This is a genomic window from Enterococcus silesiacus, from assembly GCF_001886225.1.
GTDB lineage: Bacteria > Bacillota > Bacilli > Lactobacillales > Enterococcaceae > Enterococcus_L > Enterococcus_L silesiacus.
Map to the genome: position 1 here is coordinate 1 of NZ_JXLC01000011.1, position 17,637 is coordinate 17,637.

Genomic DNA, 17,637 nt, shown 5'->3' on the forward strand with positions numbered 1-17,637 from the left:
TCATTTGTTGGACGATATGAAAGCGATCCGTCACTAATTGAGCATTCGGAAAGACCGTTCGAAGAAGTTGATGGTAACTAGCGTTCATATCGGTTACGAGATACGCTACATGTAGCCGAGCTTCACGTGTAAAGCGCATGAAATGAGCGGTCAATTTGTGTAGTCGTCTATCTTCCAGCACTTCTAACAACTGATTCCGTTCCCCATCTACACAAATAAAGCTCATACTTCCTTGGCAAGATTTCATGGATTTAAATTCATCGATACATAGAATTTTAGGGAGGAAGTTCCAGTTTATTCGATAATTTTTTGATAGTCTCTCCATCATTCTAAGGACTGTTATGTCTGAAACAAAGTGTTTTTGAGCAATCATTTTTCTTGAAACATTCTTTTTTAAGTCAAGCATAATTTGGTATTGAAGCTGTTTAGATAAGTGATGATGTTCTTCAATCAGCTCTGTATGAGCGTGAAAAGTAGCACCACATGCATGACAAAGAAAACGTGTCCGTTTTAGTTCTAATAGAGTGAAGCGCTCATTAAAAACAGGCAATTGAGCTGTTGTTGTATGACTGCCATTTTTGATGATTTGTCCATGATTGAGGCTCCCACATTTCTCGCAATGAGTAGGTGAATAGGTCAGCTTGGCTTTAATCACTTGAGCTTGTACTCCTTTTACTTGCCTTTGTTCCAACCAATTTTCTTCAAACCGGAGGTTTTTGTCTGTAAGTCCGAGCAATAATCTGGTATTCTTATCCATAGGGAACAACCTTTCTGATGATTTGTGGTTTTTGTCGATTTCATTTTATCAGTTAGTTGTTCCTTTTTGTTGTTTAAATGCTTAAAAAAGTGCTGGTAGAAAATCTTTTTTGATTTCCACCAACACAATATATTATAGAGCCGATTTTTTTATTTTATGGGCACGTTCATGGACACAAAATGCGTAAAAAATATAAAATAACAATTAACCGTTTTTGTTCAGCAAGGAACCGAATTTGCAGCTGGCTGCTTTTTTTGATTCTTCTAAAGCGTGAGAGTAGATGTTTGCTGTAGTGCGGTAGTCTTGGTGTCCTAAGTGTTCCTGGACAGTTTTAATAGTAATGTTTGGATCGCTTAAAAGAAAAGAGGCAGTCGTATGCCTTAGGTCATGAAACCTAATAAGTCGTAATTCATTCTTTTCTAAAAATCTTCTAAAATTACGATAAAGCGAAGTCTGCCTCTCAAAATTCCCGTCTACTGATCCAAAAATATATTTATGTTTTGGGTCGATATTAAGTTGCTCACGAGCTTTTCATTAGTTTGAATATAATTATTCATAAATTTTAAATAATCGTTAGAAACATCTAAAATTCGCTAATCGCCAACTTTTAAACCATCGACTCTCATATAACTTTTATCGTTTAAAACAATTCGTTGTTCAAAACATTTTTATTATTTTAAAGTCAAAGTGTTTTTTCCTCGGACTAAAAGACAAAAATGGTGTGGAGATTTATGAGGGGACTATATCAGGTATAGCGGATCTAACGGCGCAAGTATATATAAAGTGATTTCCAAAAACGGAGCCTTTTTACTCATTGATTTAGAATACGACGAAGATTGTATGCTTTGGGGAAATTACAAAGATTTGAATAAGCATCGGGAAGTACAAGGCAACATCCACGCAAATACAGAATTACTAAATTGGCGGAATAAAAAAGACTAACGACTAAGCGTTTGAACTGTAAGGTGTTTTATGGTCTTAAAAAGTTTGGCAGATAAACATAAAATAGTTCAAACATTAAAATCACTCCTTCCGTAAATTTAGATTTACTAATAACAAACTATTGGAATCAATAAGCAAATAACTACCAAAGCCACGGTCATAAAATCACTCCTTTAATAATGTAATAAATATTTAATGTAATTTAATAATAACACTATGTGAAATAATGTCAATATATAATTTGAATTTTCTGATAATTCAGAAAGAAATAACTCAGCTCAAGCTGTGTGTAGCAATAGTCAATTATATAAATAAGCTGGTAACTCAATTGTTAAGGCAGTATTGATGGCAATCTTTAGAGAAATGTTCAAAAAAGCAGGTGATAGCTGATGTGTGAGTATTGCGAGAAAGAAAAAGATTTAGCTTGAATAGACTTAGAGTACGAAGATGAAACGTTTGTACATGTGTATATTATAGATAACCAATTGAGATTATGTACAGAAAGCGAATATTTTAACGACGAAGTTATAATCTCGGCTAAATATTGTCCGATGTGTGACAGAAAGTTAAACCCAAAAGCGACAAGAAAACAAAAAAGCGTTAACAATTTAGACTAACGCTTGCAAAATAATATTTTGTTTATTGTTTATGAGATGGTGTCTTCAATCTATTGGCAAGGTAATAAAAAAACAGACCAAGTGTAGGACTTGAAGTAATCAAAAATCTCCAATTAGATGTGTAAAGTGAAAAGAAAAAGAAAAACATCAGAAAAGAAGAAGAAATGATAATTCCAATATTGGCTTTCTTTTTAGTCATATACTAACCTTCTTTCAACTTTCACTATATCACTAAATAAATGATTGTCAAAACCAATATCATTTTATAACAATTTCAATTCATCGGCTTTATACAAAGTTAGAAAGTAAATAATACAGGAGGGAGGTAATGACATTGATACCAGAGCTTGATTATAAGCAGACTAAAGACAATGCACGATCAACCTTAAAAAAATGTAGAAGTTGGCAACGTATGAGCGGTATCTCTGTTAGTTTGGAGTCACCAGTAATAACGGATATGCCTCGAAACACTAGTAATACAAACAAGCTTGAGAGAAAGATGATTAAACTTAAGTTTGGTATCTAAGTATCATATAGACTCAGCCAAGCAGTCTCAATAAAAGCTACAGGCTGTCGTCAGTGCGTTGAAATCTTTATCTGATGTATCAAGAGATATACTGTACTACTCATATTTAGTCGTCAACCCTTGTAGCACTGTGAAACTGAGTCGAATGATCAGAGTTTACAAAGAGAATAAATTAGGATCAATCCAAGAGATCACTTACAGTATTAAAAATAACGAGAAACTAAAATCATTAGCGTTAATCGAATTTGCTGAAGCTTATAGAAGTGGTAATTTATTAGCTTTTAAAAAATAGGCTTTTTTAGGAAAATAGTAGGGTTTTGAGTTCGAAATCCGTTGTATTATGGTAGTATCAACAAATTGAATAAACCATCCAAAGCAAACAATTACACAACTATCTTTCCCAATTTAAAAGAGTGATCATTGTTGCGGATGGTTTAAGGCACTCACAGGTAGACAACAAATAAATTATAAAAAGATGTGATACCATCTCCTCGATAATTTACATTCTTGCCTGTGGGTGGTTTACATTGGGAGAACTTCGACAGATATTTGACAGGAATTTCATAGAGTATTGTGCTATATTAAAACTGTACTATCATACAAAAAATTTTAAGGAGGATAAAGACATGGAACCAGTAATTAGCCCGTTAGCAACACCTTATGAGTTCGAAAGCTTTGCGAATCCTGGAGATGAACGATGGAGCAGTAGGGACGGAAAAGAAATTACGACAGTTGTAATACATCATATGGCTATGACAAATTATGATGGTGTTCCAGAAGTGTGGCGAGAAAGAGAAGCCTCAGCTCATTATGGTATTGGTCCTAAAGGAGAAATTCGAGCGTATGTTGGGGAAGAGAAAAAGGCTTGGCATGCACGAGCAGCAAATGGATACTCTATAGGTATTGAAAATTGTGATATTACTAAAGAACCAGATTGGGAAGTTAGCGATGAAACAGTGGATTCCTTGGTAAAATTGATTAAAGATATCAATCAACGCTATGGTAGGAAAATGGAAATAGTAGGGCATCAATGTGCGGAAGGAAATTCGTCAGCTACTACCCAATGTCCAGGACCGTCTTTGATTCCTCGCCTACCTGAAATTATAAAAAGAGTGAACGAAGAATAGATTAACTTAGTCATCTGGTAAAAAATGACTCTGTAAAGAATAAAGAGTTAGAATAGTTGTTTCCATATAAAACGCCGACCCTAACCGGTCGGTATTTTTGTGTAAAGAAAAAGCCTTCACAATTAACTTGATTTATATACCGTATGTGATTAAAATCAATAAATATCCAATTAAAACCAATGTACTTATAGTATTATTAATATTACAATGAGTATGTTAACAGTTACTAAATAAAGAGAAGGAGATGTTAACATGAAAAAAATTTATGCGATTTTATGTGTTGTCGGTTTCTCGGTATTAGGTGTCGGTCTTTTGGGTAATAGCAGTGAGGTAGATGCAGCTGAAACTGAAACTTATTCAAACGTCAGTACTTATGGATTCACTTCTAGGTATGCCAGTCAATGGGTGAGCGAAACTCGTTGGGTTGACCTTGCGAATCCCCCTCAAACAATTTTTGTAAGTAGACATGTCTTTCAAGGTGGTCTTTCTGGCAATCTCTCGGGTTCATTAAATATATCTCACAGACCTTCTGGAACTGGTATTGGAAATGTAACCTATAGCGGAAGTATATCAGGATACGTTTCAGGCTGGGTATGGTAAATTCGTAGTCATTTGGATAAATAAACCTACCTTAATATGAGGTAGGTTTATTTATATACACTTTTATCACACAATTCCGCAATTCTAATTAAAGTCTATCTTCTTATAAACCTTTTTACTTGATAAAGTCAAATATTGATGCGGATCTGTATATTCCAAAACGATAAAATGATCGATTTTTTCAAGGGGAAAACTGCTAAATAATCTCTTTTGTTTATCTTGGGAAAGGGACCGCAGATTGTAAATCGTTCCTTCGATGTTCAGGCGTTTGGAAGATGCTTTCCGAAAGGGCATGAGATGCAACGAGTAAAAATATTGTACTGGTCGTATATGTTCTTTTAAATGTACGGTTTTAACATATCTCATTTTAATCACCTTGGGAATATTATACGAACTATCGTTCCTCTTTATCTAGAATAAGATAGTTTTCATTTTTTATTAAATAACGTATTTAGAATTTGTTTGTGGGTACAAGTGTGGGTAGTACGTCAAAATACGTTTGATTTAATGCGATATTATAAAGATTGAAATGGTCGATATTACTCGTTTCTTTATTAAAAAATAACGTATAGAAAAAACTCGTGACGCATAGGTCGTAGGTTCGATTCCTACAGCTGGCATTGCGATAAAACTTGATATATCAATGTTCTTAGACATTGGTGTGACGGGCTTTTAGTATGTACTAAAACTGTACGTAATCGATCACATTATATCTCTAAGAAAATAATCTTTGATTGTCTGTTTTGACTTTTCGTATAGCTGTTCATGGTACTTTAATAGTTAAATATAAGAGGCTTCTAAAAGTGATTTGTATATTATTAGAAACTATAAGGCACTAAAAGAGGGATATAATTAGGTCATTGGAAACTTCATTGTTAAGGATAATTGAGAGGAAATTACGTAAAAAAATAACGCTATGTAACTATTGCTGCAGATGGATGGGGAATGTTTTAAGAAATGTCAGTTAAAAAAGGCTAAAATTTTTTAGTTGACTATTTTACAATTGGAGTATATGACGCAGGTCTTCAAATATGAAGAACTATCTTTAATTTTGAATGGTATACTTATAATTTTAATCTGTGGTCTGCCGATTATAAAAAATAATATGAATAAAGCTTTATACTTCTGATAATTGAACAATAGTAGGCAATTAAGAAATAAGATATTTTATTCAGAAATTACTTAAGGATAATTCCCTTAAAAATAGTTAATTCGAATCGAGCGAAGATTCAAAACCATCTTGACTGAAGGTATTGAGTTTTTTTATCGTTTTTCCCCCATTAAAGAGAATCCGTACATAATCTTTGTGTATTTTCAAAAAAAAGCCTAAACTGGATTTATAACTAAGTATATAGGAGGAATGCATCATGTCAGAAAAAGTCGATACAATCACAAAATTAGCTAATGAAGCTAAGAAAGAAGTCGAACGTTTAGAGGATAAACGTCAAGAAAACTTAGGTAACTCTATCAACTATATTGAAAATGAACTGCAAGTCCAACGTTTATATGCTCAAATCGAGGCTTATGAAAAAGTATTGGATATTGTAAAATAGTTTTTCATCATTAATAGTAAAAATCAGTAAAAAAATAGTGACGTTTAAAAAACTGACTACAGTTTCTTAAACGTCACTATTTTTTTTACATCACTAAGGAATAATTATTTTCTGTGGAAATCAAGCCCATTTGTCATTCCATCAGTCTCTGGAACGTAGGTATAGATAAATGGTTGTGGGTTTCCAGAAGAAACCATGTCAGTAGTATCCCACAGTAGCGTGAACGTGTTATTGCTTTCAGTATAGCTAGTTATTTTGTAGGTTTGTCCGTTAGTAATGATCGAGTTTGCAGTGATAGTTACTTCAAGATCTTGTTCGCCATTATTTCCTACCCATGTTCCTCTTAAACTTTGAGGAGTGGTATCGCTTGGTTGTTCAGATACGGATACAGATTGCTCAGTTGTTTCTTTTGCTGGTTCTGAGGGCACTGTGGCTTCAACGGGTTTTTCAGTCGACGTTGGAGCAGCAGACGCACTAGACGAAGAAACGGACGTAGAACTGATTGCTGTAGTTGAGCTATCTGACGTTTTTTTTGTGGAATCGGTTGTTTGCTTGGTACATCCTGCCGTAAATAATAAGATCGTAATAAGCATCATAATTTTTTTCATTTTAACTTACCTTCCTAACAGGGTTATTTTTATGAGTAAGTGGCTGGTAAATTAGTCATTTATCTATTTAAGTGTGTCTTGAGCGCGATCTTGAACGAGCATTAAGTCGTAACTACCATCATACGAAATCCAAGCTACATGATGAATATGCAGTGAAGTATCAACTTTTGGTAAATCAGCTATTAATCGGTTTGCAGCATCTATCACGGCTGCTGACATCCCACTTACGCCATGATCTTCTTTAAAAGACCCAGTAATCGTTTGATCACTTTCGATTGTATCTGGTAAGATTGTTACGGAATACTCCTTACGACCTGTTTCTTTATTAAAGGAATCTTCAGAAGCGGTATAATGTGCGCCGGTGATCGGGTAGTTTGCTGTAAGATAACTAACGAGATCAAATGATTGAGCATTCTCTTGTTCAGCTGGAGCTGAGCTTGATGATTTAGTCGACTCTACACTTGTTGTTTGAGTCGTCTCGGTGCTGTTGGAAGTGCTGATTTTTGCAGTTGAAGTATCGCTTTTCGTTTGTTTCTTTTCAACTGAAGAGGCACTATGAGTGCTACTTGTTGAAGTGTAGCTAGTTTCTTTTGTTGTAGTATCAGTTGATTGTTTTGAACATCCAGCTATAAATAATAAGATCAGAATAAGACCAACTGCTTTTTTCATTTTTATTTCACCTCCCAACATTTACTTAAGTATAAACATTAATTTCTAACAAATAAAAATCATTAGGTACCTAGTGAATAGTCAAATATAGGCTCCTGAGTTTAACGGATCAAACCAATTTCCATTTTTCACTCTCTGTAATTATTATGTAATAATTGTAATGTAAAAACATTTTTCTGTAACATTAAAGTTTGCTTCTTAAGTTTATCTTAATAATTAGTCGAAATTAGTTGAATTATAGATTTATTTAAAATAAATTTACTATTGTAAATTGAAATAATTGCTTAAATGATAGAAGCTAACGATTTTTCAAATCTAAAAAAGACTAAAATAAAAATTCACTCATTCGCTTTATTTTTGACTTGATCGATCTTTTTTGCCTTGGTAGTGAAAAAAGCAAGTCGTTGCTATTCTCTAAAGTTTTTCCAAAATCATCCAGTCTATACTTTCTTTTCTTCTTATAGAAAGTTATAATAAAAAGCGTATGATTTAAGGAAAAGGGATGACGAATGAATAAAAATAAACTAATGCGTAATTTAGATAATAGAATTGACTATGGTGTGATTTTACCTGTATTTCTCCTTTCGATCATCGGTATACTGTCATTATATGTTGCTTTAAGTAATGACCCGATGCGTCCAGAGATAGGCAATATGCTGATGAAACAAGGACTTTGGTATTTAGTCGGCGGTGTTAGCATTGTTGTTGTTATGAATTTTAGCTCAAAATTACTATGGCGTTTAACACCGATTTTCTATGCAATAGGTTTGGTCATGATGGGGCTCTTGTTAAAATTTTATGATCCTTTTCTGGAAGCACAAACAGGTTCTAAAAACTGGATCAGTATCGGTGGAACGACATTTCAGCCTTCTGAATTAATGAAGGTCGCGTTTATTTTAATGTTGGCTTATGTTGTAACAATGCATAATGTGAAGAATGTCAATCGCACAATAAAATCAGACTTTTGGCTGATTGGTAAAATGCTATTAGTCACGATGCCTGTGATCATCCTGATTTTACTACAAGATGATTTTGGAACAATGCTAGTTTTCCTTGCAATTTTCGGCGGTGTATTCTTAATGTCAGGCATTTCCTGGAAAATTATTTTACCAACATTTTTAATTGCACTCTTGATTGGTGCAGGAACCATCTACCTTGTAACAACAACTTCAGGGCGTGAATTTCTTTATTCAGTTGGGTTTAAACCGTATCAATTTGAACGGATCGATTTATGGATGAAGCCATTTCACCACGATCCAGATCGGTCACAGCAACCAGCTTTGGCTTTGATTGCTATTGGCTCTGGCGGTCTGTTTGGTAAAGGGTTCAATGTCAGTGATGTGTATGTGCCAGTGAGAGAATCAGATATGATATTCACTGTTGTCGGAGAAAATTATGGCTTTATTGGTGGCTGTTTCATCATTTTGCTTTACTTTATCTTGATTTACCGCATGATCCGTGTTTGTTTTGATACAAACAATGAATTTTATGCTTATATCGCAACGGGGATTATCATGATGATTTTATTCCACGTATTTGAGAATATCGGCGCCAATATCGGATTATTACCATTAACTGGGATTCCGTTGCCGTTTATCAGTCAAGGTGGCTCCTCGATTTTAGGAAACATGCTAGGTGTGGGCTTGATTATGTCTATGAAATATCAAAAAGAAGCAACGATCGAAGAATATTAAATGGAAGAAGGCGTTAAAATGTACACATTTTTCTGGTATCCAAAATGTTCAACTTGTAAGAAAGCAAAGGCTTGGTTAGATGCTAAACAGGTAAAATACGAAACGATCGATATGATTGAAAATCCGCCAACTGCAAAACAATTAGCAAGCTGGATGGAGCAAAGTGATTTACCCGTTCGCCGTTTCTTTAATACAAGCGGTATTCGTTATAGAGAACAAGGGTTGAAAGATAAAGTCAATGATTTTTCAATCAAAGAAGCAAGTGAATTATTAGCGACTGACGGTATGTTGATCAAACGTCCGATTTTTGTTAAAGGAGATCAATTTTTAGCAAACGGATTTAAAGAATCTGATTATGAAGGAGCTATTAACTAATGGCTGAAGAATTGAAAATAATCGACAGTTTATGGGTTTTAAAAACGAGTGATGGTTATAAAATCGGGTTAACCAATGAAGCACAAGAAGATTTAGGTACGATTACTTTTGCAACAATGCCAAAGGTCGGTCAAACACTGCAAAAAGGAGATTCACTGATCGAATTGGAAGCTGAAAAAGCTGTAAGTGAATTTAGTACGCCAATCAGCGGAACGATTGTAGCTATTAATGAAGCGGCCGAACAAGATCCCAGCGTATTAGATGATGCAGATCAAACCAATGCTTGGATCGCAATTTTAACAGATGTTGATGAAGCAGAATTGAACCAAGCGTAATAATAATTGACAAGCGATTTGGATATTGCTATAATTTCATCAATAAAAGTAAAAGCTTTGAAAAGAAGAGTACATATCGAAAGTGTTTGAAGAGAGCCTTGTTCGCTGAAAATGGGTAACATGATTGAGATGGAAGATGGTCTTTGAGCGGAATAAGTGAGCAGAGGTGAACTTATTACGGGCGTGCCCGTTACAGCACGACAGTATGCGAATTCAAGTACTGTATAAGGCTATTATTGTGAAATAATGGTAAATCAAGGTGGTAACACGAAAGACAAGCTTTCGTCCTTATGTCAGATCAATGACAGGGGCGGAGGCTTTTTGCATGTTCAACACAGTTTACAAAGTAAACTGATGTTGAACAGTACTTGGCGAACCTAGTGAGAGAAGTTTCCGTACTAGTGAGTCACGATCAAGTTATCACGTCAATAAAAGGTAGACGAGTAGCACAAGAAGTATGCGTGCCAGAGTAGATGTTGAACAGTACTTGGCGAGCGAAGTGAGAGAAGTTTCCATACTAGTAAGTCACTATCAAGTTACCACGTCAATAAAAGGTAGACGAGTAGCACAAGAAATAAGCGAGCCAGATGATAAAAAGAATCTGTAATTATTTCACAACACAGCGCAAACCATGTAGTATAATAAAAAAGAAGCAAAACCAAAGAAAGTGGAGGGGACAAAATGCCTCTAATCGAATTGCACCATGTACAAAAACAATTTTCCGGTAAAAGCGGACAAGTAACAGCTGTTAAAGATGTTTCACTAACAGTCGATCAGGGTGATATTTATGGTATTGTCGGCTATTCTGGGGCAGGGAAAAGCACTTTAGTTCGTTTATTAAACGGTTTAGAACTGCCAACAGCCGGAGAAGTCATCATCCAAGGACAGAATGTAGCACAAATGGCGAACCGAGAGCTACGTCAATTTCGTAAAAAAATTGGGATGATCTTTCAACATTTCAACTTATTATGGTCGCGAACAGTTTTAGAAAATATCATGTTACCTTTAGAATTAGCGAATGTTCCAAAGAATGTAAGAATGGAACGTGCACAAGAACTTTTAAGTTTAGTTGGTTTAGAAGGTCGTGGCGAGGCTTACCCAAGTCAATTATCTGGTGGACAAAAACAGCGTGTGGGGATTGCCAGAGCCTTAGCTAATAATCCTGAAATCTTACTTTGTGACGAAGCAACGAGCGCATTAGACCCACAAACAACGGATGAAGTGCTGGATCTGCTGTTAGAAATCAATAAAACGTTGAATTTGACGATTGTATTGATTACCCACGAAATGCATGTCATTCGTAAGATTTGTAACAAAGTTGCTGTAATGGAACTTGGTCAAATCGTGGAAGAAGGCGATGTTTTAGAAGTCTTTAGACACCCTAAACAAGCTGTCACAAAACGCTTTGTTCAACAAGAATTAGAACCAAAAGAAGACACAGAAGAGTTATTACAGGAACTGATCAAAGAAAATCCAACAGGACTTGTCGCAGCGCTGCAATTTAGTGGTGATAATGCCAATGAACCTGTGATCTCACAAGCAATTCGTAAATTCGCGGTAGATATCAATGTGGTTCAAGGACAAGTTCAGCAAGCCAAAGAAGGCGCATTTGGAACATTAACCGTTATGATTACTGGAACGGCAAGTGAAGTAGAAAAAGCATTGACGTTTTTCAAAGAAAAAGAAGTTGGTTTGGAGGTGATTCACCGTGGCGAATGAAACATTTGCAGAGAAATATTTGAACTTTAGCCGAGTGAATCCGGAATCAATGCAACAGGCGGCGATCGATACGTTGTTTATGACGGTCGTTGCGATGATTTTTGTTATTATTTTTGGTTTTTTATTAGGTTTATTATTATATAGCTTAAGCCGGAACAAATCCCCTTTTGCTAAAATTTGTTATAGTATTTTATCAGTCGTCAGCAATATTTTTCGTTCGATCCCTTATATCGTATTGATTATCTTGTTGATGGATTTTTCAAGAAAACTGGTTGGTACGGGAATCGGTGCTAAAGCAGCCATTCCATCATTGATTGTATCAGCGGCACCGTTCTATGCACGATTAGTTGAAATTGCCTTTCGTGAAGTAGATAGTGGCGTGTTAGAAGCCGCAGATGCGATGGGCGCTTCTAGAATCCAAAAAATCTTTAAAGTACTGATTCCAGAAAGCACCCCAGCGTTACTATCGGGTGTGACGCTTACGACAATTACGATGATTGGTTTTACTGCAATGGCAGGAATCATCGGTGGTGGCGGTCTTGGTGGTTTAGCTTATCAAGAAGGATTTAGCCGCAACAATAATACCGTTACATTAGTTGCAACAGTGTTAATCTTGGTTATTGTGTTTATCATTCAGTTTGTCGGTGATCAATTAGTCAAACGTTCTGATAAACGATAAACATTCAAAATAGAAAACAATTGGAGGAAATAAATATGAAAAAGAAATTATTCGGTTTAGCAGCATTAGCAGTTGTTACGTTTGGATTAGTCGCTTGTGGTGGAGCAAAAGACAAAACAGACGATAGTAAGTCAGCGAGATCTGATAAAGAATCCTCAGTCTTAAAGGTTGGCGCATCCGCTTCACCTCATGCTGAGATTTTAGAGCAAGTGAAACCAATCCTTAAAAAAGAAGGTGTCGATTTGGAAATCGTTCAATTCGATGATTATATTTTACCTAATAAAAACTTAGCTGAAGGCGATATCGATGCGAATTACTTCCAGCATATTCCTTACTTTAATTTACAAGTCAAAGAAAACAAGTATGATTTTGCTAACGCTGGTGGTATCCATATTGAGCCAATGGGTCTTTACTCAAAACGAATCAAAGATATCAAAGACTTAAAAGAGGGTGCAACGGTCATTACCTCAAATTCAGAATCTGATTGGGGTCGTATTATTACGATTTTACAAGATGCTGATTTGGTAACAGTTAAAGAGGGTGTTGATTTAGAAACTGCGACATTTGAAGATATTGACAAAAATCCTAAAAACTTAAAATTCATCCATAATATTAACCCTGAAGTTTTAACAACGACTTATAATAATGATGAAGCTGATCTCGTGGCTATCAATGCTAACTTTGCTTACGGTGCCGGCTTGAATCCATTGAAAGACTCATTATTATTAGAAAAAGACAACTCTCCGTATGTAAATATCGTAGCTGTCCGCTCAGAAGATAAAGACAGTGATAAAATCAAAAAATTAGTAGATGCATTACACAGTAAAGACATTCAAGATTGGATCCTTGAAAAATGGGATGGATCTGTAAAACCTGTAGATAAATAAAACGTTATAGTAGAAACTGAAAGTGGCTGGAACAACAGCTGTTTTCAGTTTTTTTTATTTACTATTTGAGTCAATATACCTTACAAAAAAGATCTATTTTTTGTAAGGTATTTAATTTTAAAAAATAATAATAATTAACAATGTGTTGAAAAATAAACATAATTATGTTAATGTTGAGAAGTAATTTATATATAAGGAGATGGAACGAATGAAAAAAAGTAGAATTATTTTGATCTGTATGACATTGTTTGCTGTTTGTTTTGCTGTTGGTGCAAATAGCTCGAAAGCTGAGGCACAAAGCTTTGATTTGGATCAGGGTGCGACGTTTACATTTAATGCTAATGGTGCGTGGAAGAGAATTAATTCAGGTGTTTATAATGGAAGTAATAGCACAGGCATGAGCTACGCTGATTATTCAGGTGAAGTTCAATATGCACATGTAACGGCAGATACAAATAGTATTCAAGCTGCCTACGTCGTAAAAGATCGTATTTTTGATTTCGTAGGGACATATTCACCTGCTGAATCTTATTTTAATGGCGATACAAAAATTTGGAGCTTTAACATTGAAAAAGTGAATGGTCTGGCTCCAGTGTACAAAACAACGATGTCAATTAATGAAGGTCTTTATGGGGGAACGGTTTTATTTGTAAGAGCAAATCGTAGTATCGTTCCAAATTGGACAGTGCTACCTAATGTAGAAAATATGTCGAAAGTAATTATCGAACCTTCTTATATCTCATTGAACCTACAATAGTTAACAACCAAAAGACTTGATATCTCTACTGAACAGAGAGATATCAAGTCTTTTTTTATCTAACTAATTAGTATTTATAAGCTGTTCTAAAATATCCACGAAAATCGGATCAGCATTAAACGGATGAATATAGTGAAAATGTTCGCCACCATTTTCCATAAAATAACCATAATTCTCTTTTTCGATTTCTTCAATTGTTTCTAAACAATCCGAAACAAATCCAGGAGTTAGAATCAAAATATTCTTAACCCCCTGTTTAGGCAATTCTTTCAAGGTTTGATCTGTTGCAGGAGTCAGCCATTCAGCTGGGCCAAATTTTGACTGGAAGGTGCTGATAAAAGAAATATCTCCGACCCTCTCCATCACCGCTTGTGTTGTCTTTTGACAATGATCTAAGTAAGGATCTCCTTTTTCAATATAAGAAAGCGGGATACCATGATAAGAAAAAACAATTTTATCAATCGGTTGGGCCTGTAAAGCTTGTTTGATTTGTTCAGATAAAGCATCGATATATAATGGTTGATCATAAAATGATTGAATAAAGTGCAAACTAGGAATAGCTTCAGCGTTCAAATAAAACTTAGCCACTTCATCGAAAATAGGTGCAGTGGTCGTCGTTGAATATTGGGGATACAAGGGAATAATCGTTAAATCAGTGACCCCTAGATCATGCATTTCTTTTAACACCTCCGGAATCAAAGGCTGGCTATAGCTCATGGCATAACGCACGACATAATCAGGAAAACGAGCTTGTAATTGCTCCGCTTGGGACTTCGTATAGATTAGTAAAGGAGAACCTGATTCTTGCCAAACCTGTTGGTACAAAGCAGCAGATTTTTTAGGTCGAGTGCGTAAAATAATACCGTGTAACACGGGTAACCAAATAAAACGATTTGTATCAATGACACGCTTATCTCCCAAAAAACGTTTAAGGTATGTTCGAACTTCTTTGGTTTCTGGTTTATCCGGCGTACCAAGATTGACGATGACGATTCCTTTTTTAGACATAAAAAGACCTCTCTTTGGCTGGCTGGGACAAAACGAATGATTTTGTTCTAGTCAAATTTTTATTCCGAAATCGTGGTAAATTATCTCACACTTAACAAGGAAAATCAAAAAACGAATTATTCTGTTTTGAGAAGCCAGATTCAGATTGCAGTTGTTAAAAGGATATGAAATAATTGATTAGGAGTAGAAAAAATAAGTATTGGAGTTTGAACAGTGAATCAGGATTTTATGAAAAGAAAACTACAGAGAATTAGCAACAGGATCTTTATTCTGTTGGTCTTGATAGTGGGGACATGTTATTTTACAGAAGATGCAATAGCAGACAGTTTTTTTGTCGATGATCAAGCACAGCTTTTATCAGGACAAACAAAAGAATTGATTATTCAAGCGAATGAACGAGACCTTCAACAACTAACAGGAGCGCCTCAATTTGTTGTAAAAACAATCAAACGATTACCCAAAGATCAATCCATTGAATCATATGCTGTAGAGACATTTGAAAAGCTAGGAATTGGAAGTAAGGAATTGGATAATGGTTTTTTATTTGTCTTGGCCCTTGATGATCGGAAATATCGTTTGGAAGTAGGGTATGGCGTAGAGGATATAATCACTGATAGTATGAAAAGCGAGCTTGTACCATTTGAGATAGAGGCGCTTTTCAGAGCAGAAAAATACGATGAAGGTATAAGTAAAATCAGCCAAAATGTGATAGATACAGTGAAACAAAGATATGGCAATTACGAGCTTTCTAAGCAGGAAGTAACAAAAGTGAAAGAGCAAGTGAATACAGCTCGAGAGCCAGATCAGGGGATAGTCGATTCGATCGTGTTGGTTTTAAAATGGGGCCTTTATTTGAGTGCGTTTGTTATACTAATGGTTGTAATCTATTACGGCTCAATTTATTTAATACAAAGTGATGCTAAAAATAACGCTTATTTTAAACCGTTACGCAACAAAAAAGTGTTTATTCCAAGTGATTCAACAAAAGTATCGTTTTTCGAGAAAATCGATGGTAGCTATTTAATTCCAATGTTCTTTGCGCATTTTAATCGATACGAGCGCTTAGAAAAGAAAATAGCACAATGTTTTTTTGAAGATACGATAATCGATCTAGGCCGAAAAATCAATAAAGGTAATCTTGAGCGAATCCCGCAGAAAAACAGACGAACTTATTTTGAAATGTCCATTGAACTGGCTGCGCCACTTTGGCCAGATTATTATCTGATGACACAGAATAGTTTATTTGATCAAGTACAATTAGAACGAGCAAATGAGCAACTTAAAAGTGGGCTTATGGAAAAGTACGAAGAGATGAAGCAGTTATTGGCAAACTTTTTGCTCGCTCGGCAAAATACAGATAAAGTGAAAAGACTTGTTCAAAAGTTCGTTAAAGCACAAAAGCTTAAGAAGCCACAACAAGAACACTTGTTGATTATGCTGACACTCTATTTTTTATTAGCAAAAGAAAACACATTGGCAAGCGATTTTTCAGAACGTTTAACCCAAAAGTTGCCAGATCAGATTCCGAAAGCATATAGGAAAGCCAGAAAAAGAATTAAATACATTGATACTTCATATTACAAAGAGGTCAGTAAAGATATCTATGATATGCTTTTTATCACAGAACTTTCAGGTGTAGAGTTGAAAAAATACAAATATATGAATCATTTAGGAATCATGACTTACTTGGATTTCCTTAGTGTCTTGCTAGGAAGTGCCTCAAATTCCCATTACGACGGGCCAAGCTCTGGTTCAAGTTCTAGCAGTGGATCAACAGGAGGTGGCGGTTCATCAGGTGGTGGCGGATTTTCTGGCGGCTGGTAGCTGAATGTGTTGATTAAAAATGGTACCCATTTTAGAAAGATTCTAATTAAGTCCATTTTTTCACAAACAAAACCTAGATTAAATAAGAATTATTCTAGTAAAGAGATTGCTTATCATTCTCAATTAGGATAAAATGAATGAGAACGATAAAATAATTATTTTAAGTTGGAGGGAATTGTACATGTCCGTTTTAGAAATTAAAAATTTACACGTATCAATCGAAGATAAAAAGATTTTAAAAGGGGTTAACCTGACCATGAAAACAGGTGAAATCCACGCAATCATGGGGCCTAACGGAACAGGTAAATCAACCTTATCTGCGGCCATCATGGGAAATCCTAATTACGAAGTCACAGAAGGCGAAATCTTGTTTGACGGAGAAAATGTATTAGAACTTGAAGTGGACGAACGTGCCCGTTTAGGTCTATTCCTTGCCATGCAATACCCAAGTGAAATTCCAGGAATCACAAATGCTGAATTCATGCGTGCGGCAATCAACGCCAAACGTGATGAAGACGACAAAATTTCAGTTATGGAATTCATCAAAAAATTAGATAAAAAAATGGATCTACTAAATATGCCAGAAGAAATGGCTGAACGTTACTTAAACGAAGGCTTCTCTGGTGGAGAAAAGAAACGGAACGAAATCCTACAATTATTGATGTTGGAACCAACATTTGCTATTTTAGATGAAATCGATTCTGGTCTAGATATCGATGCCTTGAAAGTCGTTTCAAAAGGCGTGAACGAAATGCGCGGCGAAAACTTCGGTGCTTTGATCATCACTCACTACCAACGTCTATTGAACTACATCACACCAGATGTGGTGCATATCATGATGGAGGGCCGTGTGGTGAAAACTGGCGGTGCTGAACTTGCAAAACGTTTGGAAGCAGAAGGCTATGCAGGAATCAGCCAAGAATTAGGTATCGAATACAAAGAAGAAGCATAAGGAGGACA

The 17,637-nt window shown here is 35.4% G+C and carries 21 protein-coding genes and 1 other annotated feature; of the genes, 16 read left to right on the forward strand and 5 right to left on the reverse strand.

Annotated features, from left to right (window positions below):
- Positions 1 to 757 (reverse strand): transposase (locus RV15_RS08810; RefSeq protein WP_139243001.1); only part of this gene is annotated, 757 nt, incomplete at its 3' end.
- A 204-nt stretch (positions 758 to 961) separates the two neighbouring features.
- Positions 962 to 1,267: a tyrosine-type recombinase/integrase gene (locus tag RV15_RS19165; protein WP_083429145.1), complete on the reverse strand. Its 306-nt coding sequence runs from the start codon at positions 1,265 to 1,267 to the stop codon at positions 962 to 964.
- A 163-nt stretch (positions 1,268 to 1,430) separates the two neighbouring features.
- Here RV15_RS19165 and RV15_RS19170 point away from each other — a divergent pair, with 163 nt between their 5' ends.
- From RV15_RS19170 to RV15_RS08840, 6 genes are all read left to right on the forward strand, one after another.
- Positions 1,431 to 1,544, forward strand: coding sequence for a YopX family protein (locus RV15_RS19170; protein ID WP_425429314.1), 114 nt, complete (start codon positions 1,431 to 1,433; stop codon positions 1,542 to 1,544).
- On the forward strand, positions 1,541 to 1,699 hold the full coding sequence (locus RV15_RS18865; protein WP_217265809.1) for a hypothetical protein: 159 nt from the start codon (positions 1,541 to 1,543) through the stop codon (positions 1,697 to 1,699). The genes RV15_RS19170 and RV15_RS18865 overlap by 4 nt, the downstream gene beginning before the upstream one ends.
- A gap of 945 nt (positions 1,700 to 2,644) precedes the next feature.
- Positions 2,645 to 2,842, forward strand: a complete 198-nt coding sequence (locus RV15_RS18530) for an ArpU family phage packaging/lysis transcriptional regulator (protein WP_083429140.1) — start codon at positions 2,645 to 2,647, stop codon at positions 2,840 to 2,842.
- A gap of 626 nt (positions 2,843 to 3,468) precedes the next feature.
- On the forward strand, positions 3,469 to 3,969 hold the full coding sequence (locus RV15_RS08825) for an N-acetylmuramoyl-L-alanine amidase (protein WP_071877689.1): 501 nt from the start codon (positions 3,469 to 3,471) through the stop codon (positions 3,967 to 3,969).
- A gap of 252 nt (positions 3,970 to 4,221) precedes the next feature.
- On the forward strand, positions 4,222 to 4,569 hold the full coding sequence (locus tag RV15_RS08830; protein WP_071877690.1) for a hypothetical protein: 348 nt from the start codon (positions 4,222 to 4,224) through the stop codon (positions 4,567 to 4,569).
- 1,367 nt (positions 4,570 to 5,936) lie between these two features.
- Positions 5,937 to 6,122 (forward strand): hypothetical protein, encoded by a 186-nt coding sequence (locus RV15_RS08840; RefSeq protein ID WP_025868563.1) that lies wholly within the window; start codon positions 5,937 to 5,939, stop codon positions 6,120 to 6,122.
- A gap of 104 nt (positions 6,123 to 6,226) precedes the next feature.
- Here RV15_RS08840 and RV15_RS08845 read toward each other — a convergent pair whose 3' ends face one another.
- Positions 6,227 to 6,730 carry a hypothetical protein gene (locus RV15_RS08845; RefSeq protein WP_071877692.1) on the reverse strand — a complete coding sequence of 168 codons (504 nt, stop codon included), beginning with the start codon at positions 6,728 to 6,730 and terminating at the stop codon, positions 6,227 to 6,229.
- A 63-nt stretch (positions 6,731 to 6,793) separates the two neighbouring features.
- Complete coding sequence (locus RV15_RS08850; RefSeq protein WP_071877693.1) at positions 6,794 to 7,399, reverse strand: hypothetical protein; 606 nt, start codon at positions 7,397 to 7,399, stop codon at positions 6,794 to 6,796.
- 509 nt (positions 7,400 to 7,908) lie between these two features.
- On the opposite strand from RV15_RS08850, the gene RV15_RS08855 reads away from it, so the two are divergent.
- The 8 genes from RV15_RS08855 to RV15_RS08885 all read left to right on the forward strand — a co-directional run bounded on the left by RV15_RS08855 (position 7,909) and on the right by RV15_RS08885 (position 13,845).
- On the forward strand, positions 7,909 to 9,093 hold the full coding sequence (locus RV15_RS08855) for an FtsW/RodA/SpoVE family cell cycle protein (protein WP_071877694.1): 1,185 nt from the start codon (positions 7,909 to 7,911) through the stop codon (positions 9,091 to 9,093).
- Between the two features lie 18 nt (positions 9,094 to 9,111).
- A complete protein-coding gene (locus tag RV15_RS08860; RefSeq protein ID WP_071877794.1) occupies positions 9,112 to 9,468 on the forward strand; it encodes an arsenate reductase family protein in 357 nt (118 codons plus the stop codon).
- Entirely contained in the window at positions 9,468 to 9,803 is a 336-nt protein-coding gene (locus tag RV15_RS08865) for a glycine cleavage system H family protein (RefSeq protein ID WP_071877695.1), read from the forward strand. The genes RV15_RS08860 and RV15_RS08865 overlap by 1 nt, the downstream gene beginning before the upstream one ends.
- A gap of 48 nt (positions 9,804 to 9,851) precedes the next feature.
- Positions 9,852 to 10,096: a binding site (T-box leader), on the forward strand.
- A gap of 164 nt (positions 10,097 to 10,260) precedes the next feature.
- Entirely contained in the window at positions 10,261 to 10,410 is a 150-nt protein-coding gene (locus RV15_RS18720) for a hypothetical protein (protein WP_167364087.1), read from the forward strand.
- 74 nt (positions 10,411 to 10,484) lie between these two features.
- Positions 10,485 to 11,522: a methionine ABC transporter ATP-binding protein gene (locus RV15_RS08870; RefSeq protein ID WP_071877696.1), complete on the forward strand. Its 1,038-nt coding sequence runs from the start codon at positions 10,485 to 10,487 to the stop codon at positions 11,520 to 11,522.
- A 49-nt stretch (positions 11,523 to 11,571) separates the two neighbouring features.
- The gene (locus RV15_RS08875; protein WP_071877795.1) at positions 11,572 to 12,201 is read left to right on the forward strand and encodes a methionine ABC transporter permease; all 630 of its coding nucleotides are present in this window, start codon (positions 11,572 to 11,574) and stop codon (positions 12,199 to 12,201) included.
- A gap of 35 nt (positions 12,202 to 12,236) precedes the next feature.
- Complete coding sequence (locus RV15_RS08880) at positions 12,237 to 13,088, forward strand: MetQ/NlpA family ABC transporter substrate-binding protein (RefSeq protein ID WP_071877697.1); 852 nt, start codon at positions 12,237 to 12,239, stop codon at positions 13,086 to 13,088.
- Between the two features lie 208 nt (positions 13,089 to 13,296).
- Positions 13,297 to 13,845 (forward strand): hypothetical protein, encoded by a 549-nt coding sequence (locus RV15_RS08885; protein WP_071877698.1) that lies wholly within the window; start codon positions 13,297 to 13,299, stop codon positions 13,843 to 13,845.
- Positions 13,846 to 13,908: 63 nt separating this feature from the next.
- Here the strand turns inward: RV15_RS08885 and hemH are convergent, their stop codons facing one another.
- Positions 13,909 to 14,853 carry a ferrochelatase gene (gene hemH, locus RV15_RS08890; RefSeq protein WP_071877699.1) on the reverse strand — a complete coding sequence of 315 codons (945 nt, stop codon included), beginning with the start codon at positions 14,851 to 14,853 and terminating at the stop codon, positions 13,909 to 13,911.
- Between the two features lie 285 nt (positions 14,854 to 15,138).
- Here hemH and RV15_RS08895 point away from each other — a divergent pair, with 285 nt between their 5' ends.
- Complete coding sequence (locus tag RV15_RS08895) at positions 15,139 to 16,677, forward strand: TPM domain-containing protein (protein ID WP_167364088.1); 1,539 nt, start codon at positions 15,139 to 15,141, stop codon at positions 16,675 to 16,677.
- A gap of 181 nt (positions 16,678 to 16,858) precedes the next feature.
- On the forward strand, positions 16,859 to 17,629 hold the full coding sequence (sufC, locus tag RV15_RS08900) for a Fe-S cluster assembly ATPase SufC (protein WP_010763366.1): 771 nt from the start codon (positions 16,859 to 16,861) through the stop codon (positions 17,627 to 17,629).
- Positions 17,630 to 17,637 lie beyond the last annotated feature (8 nt).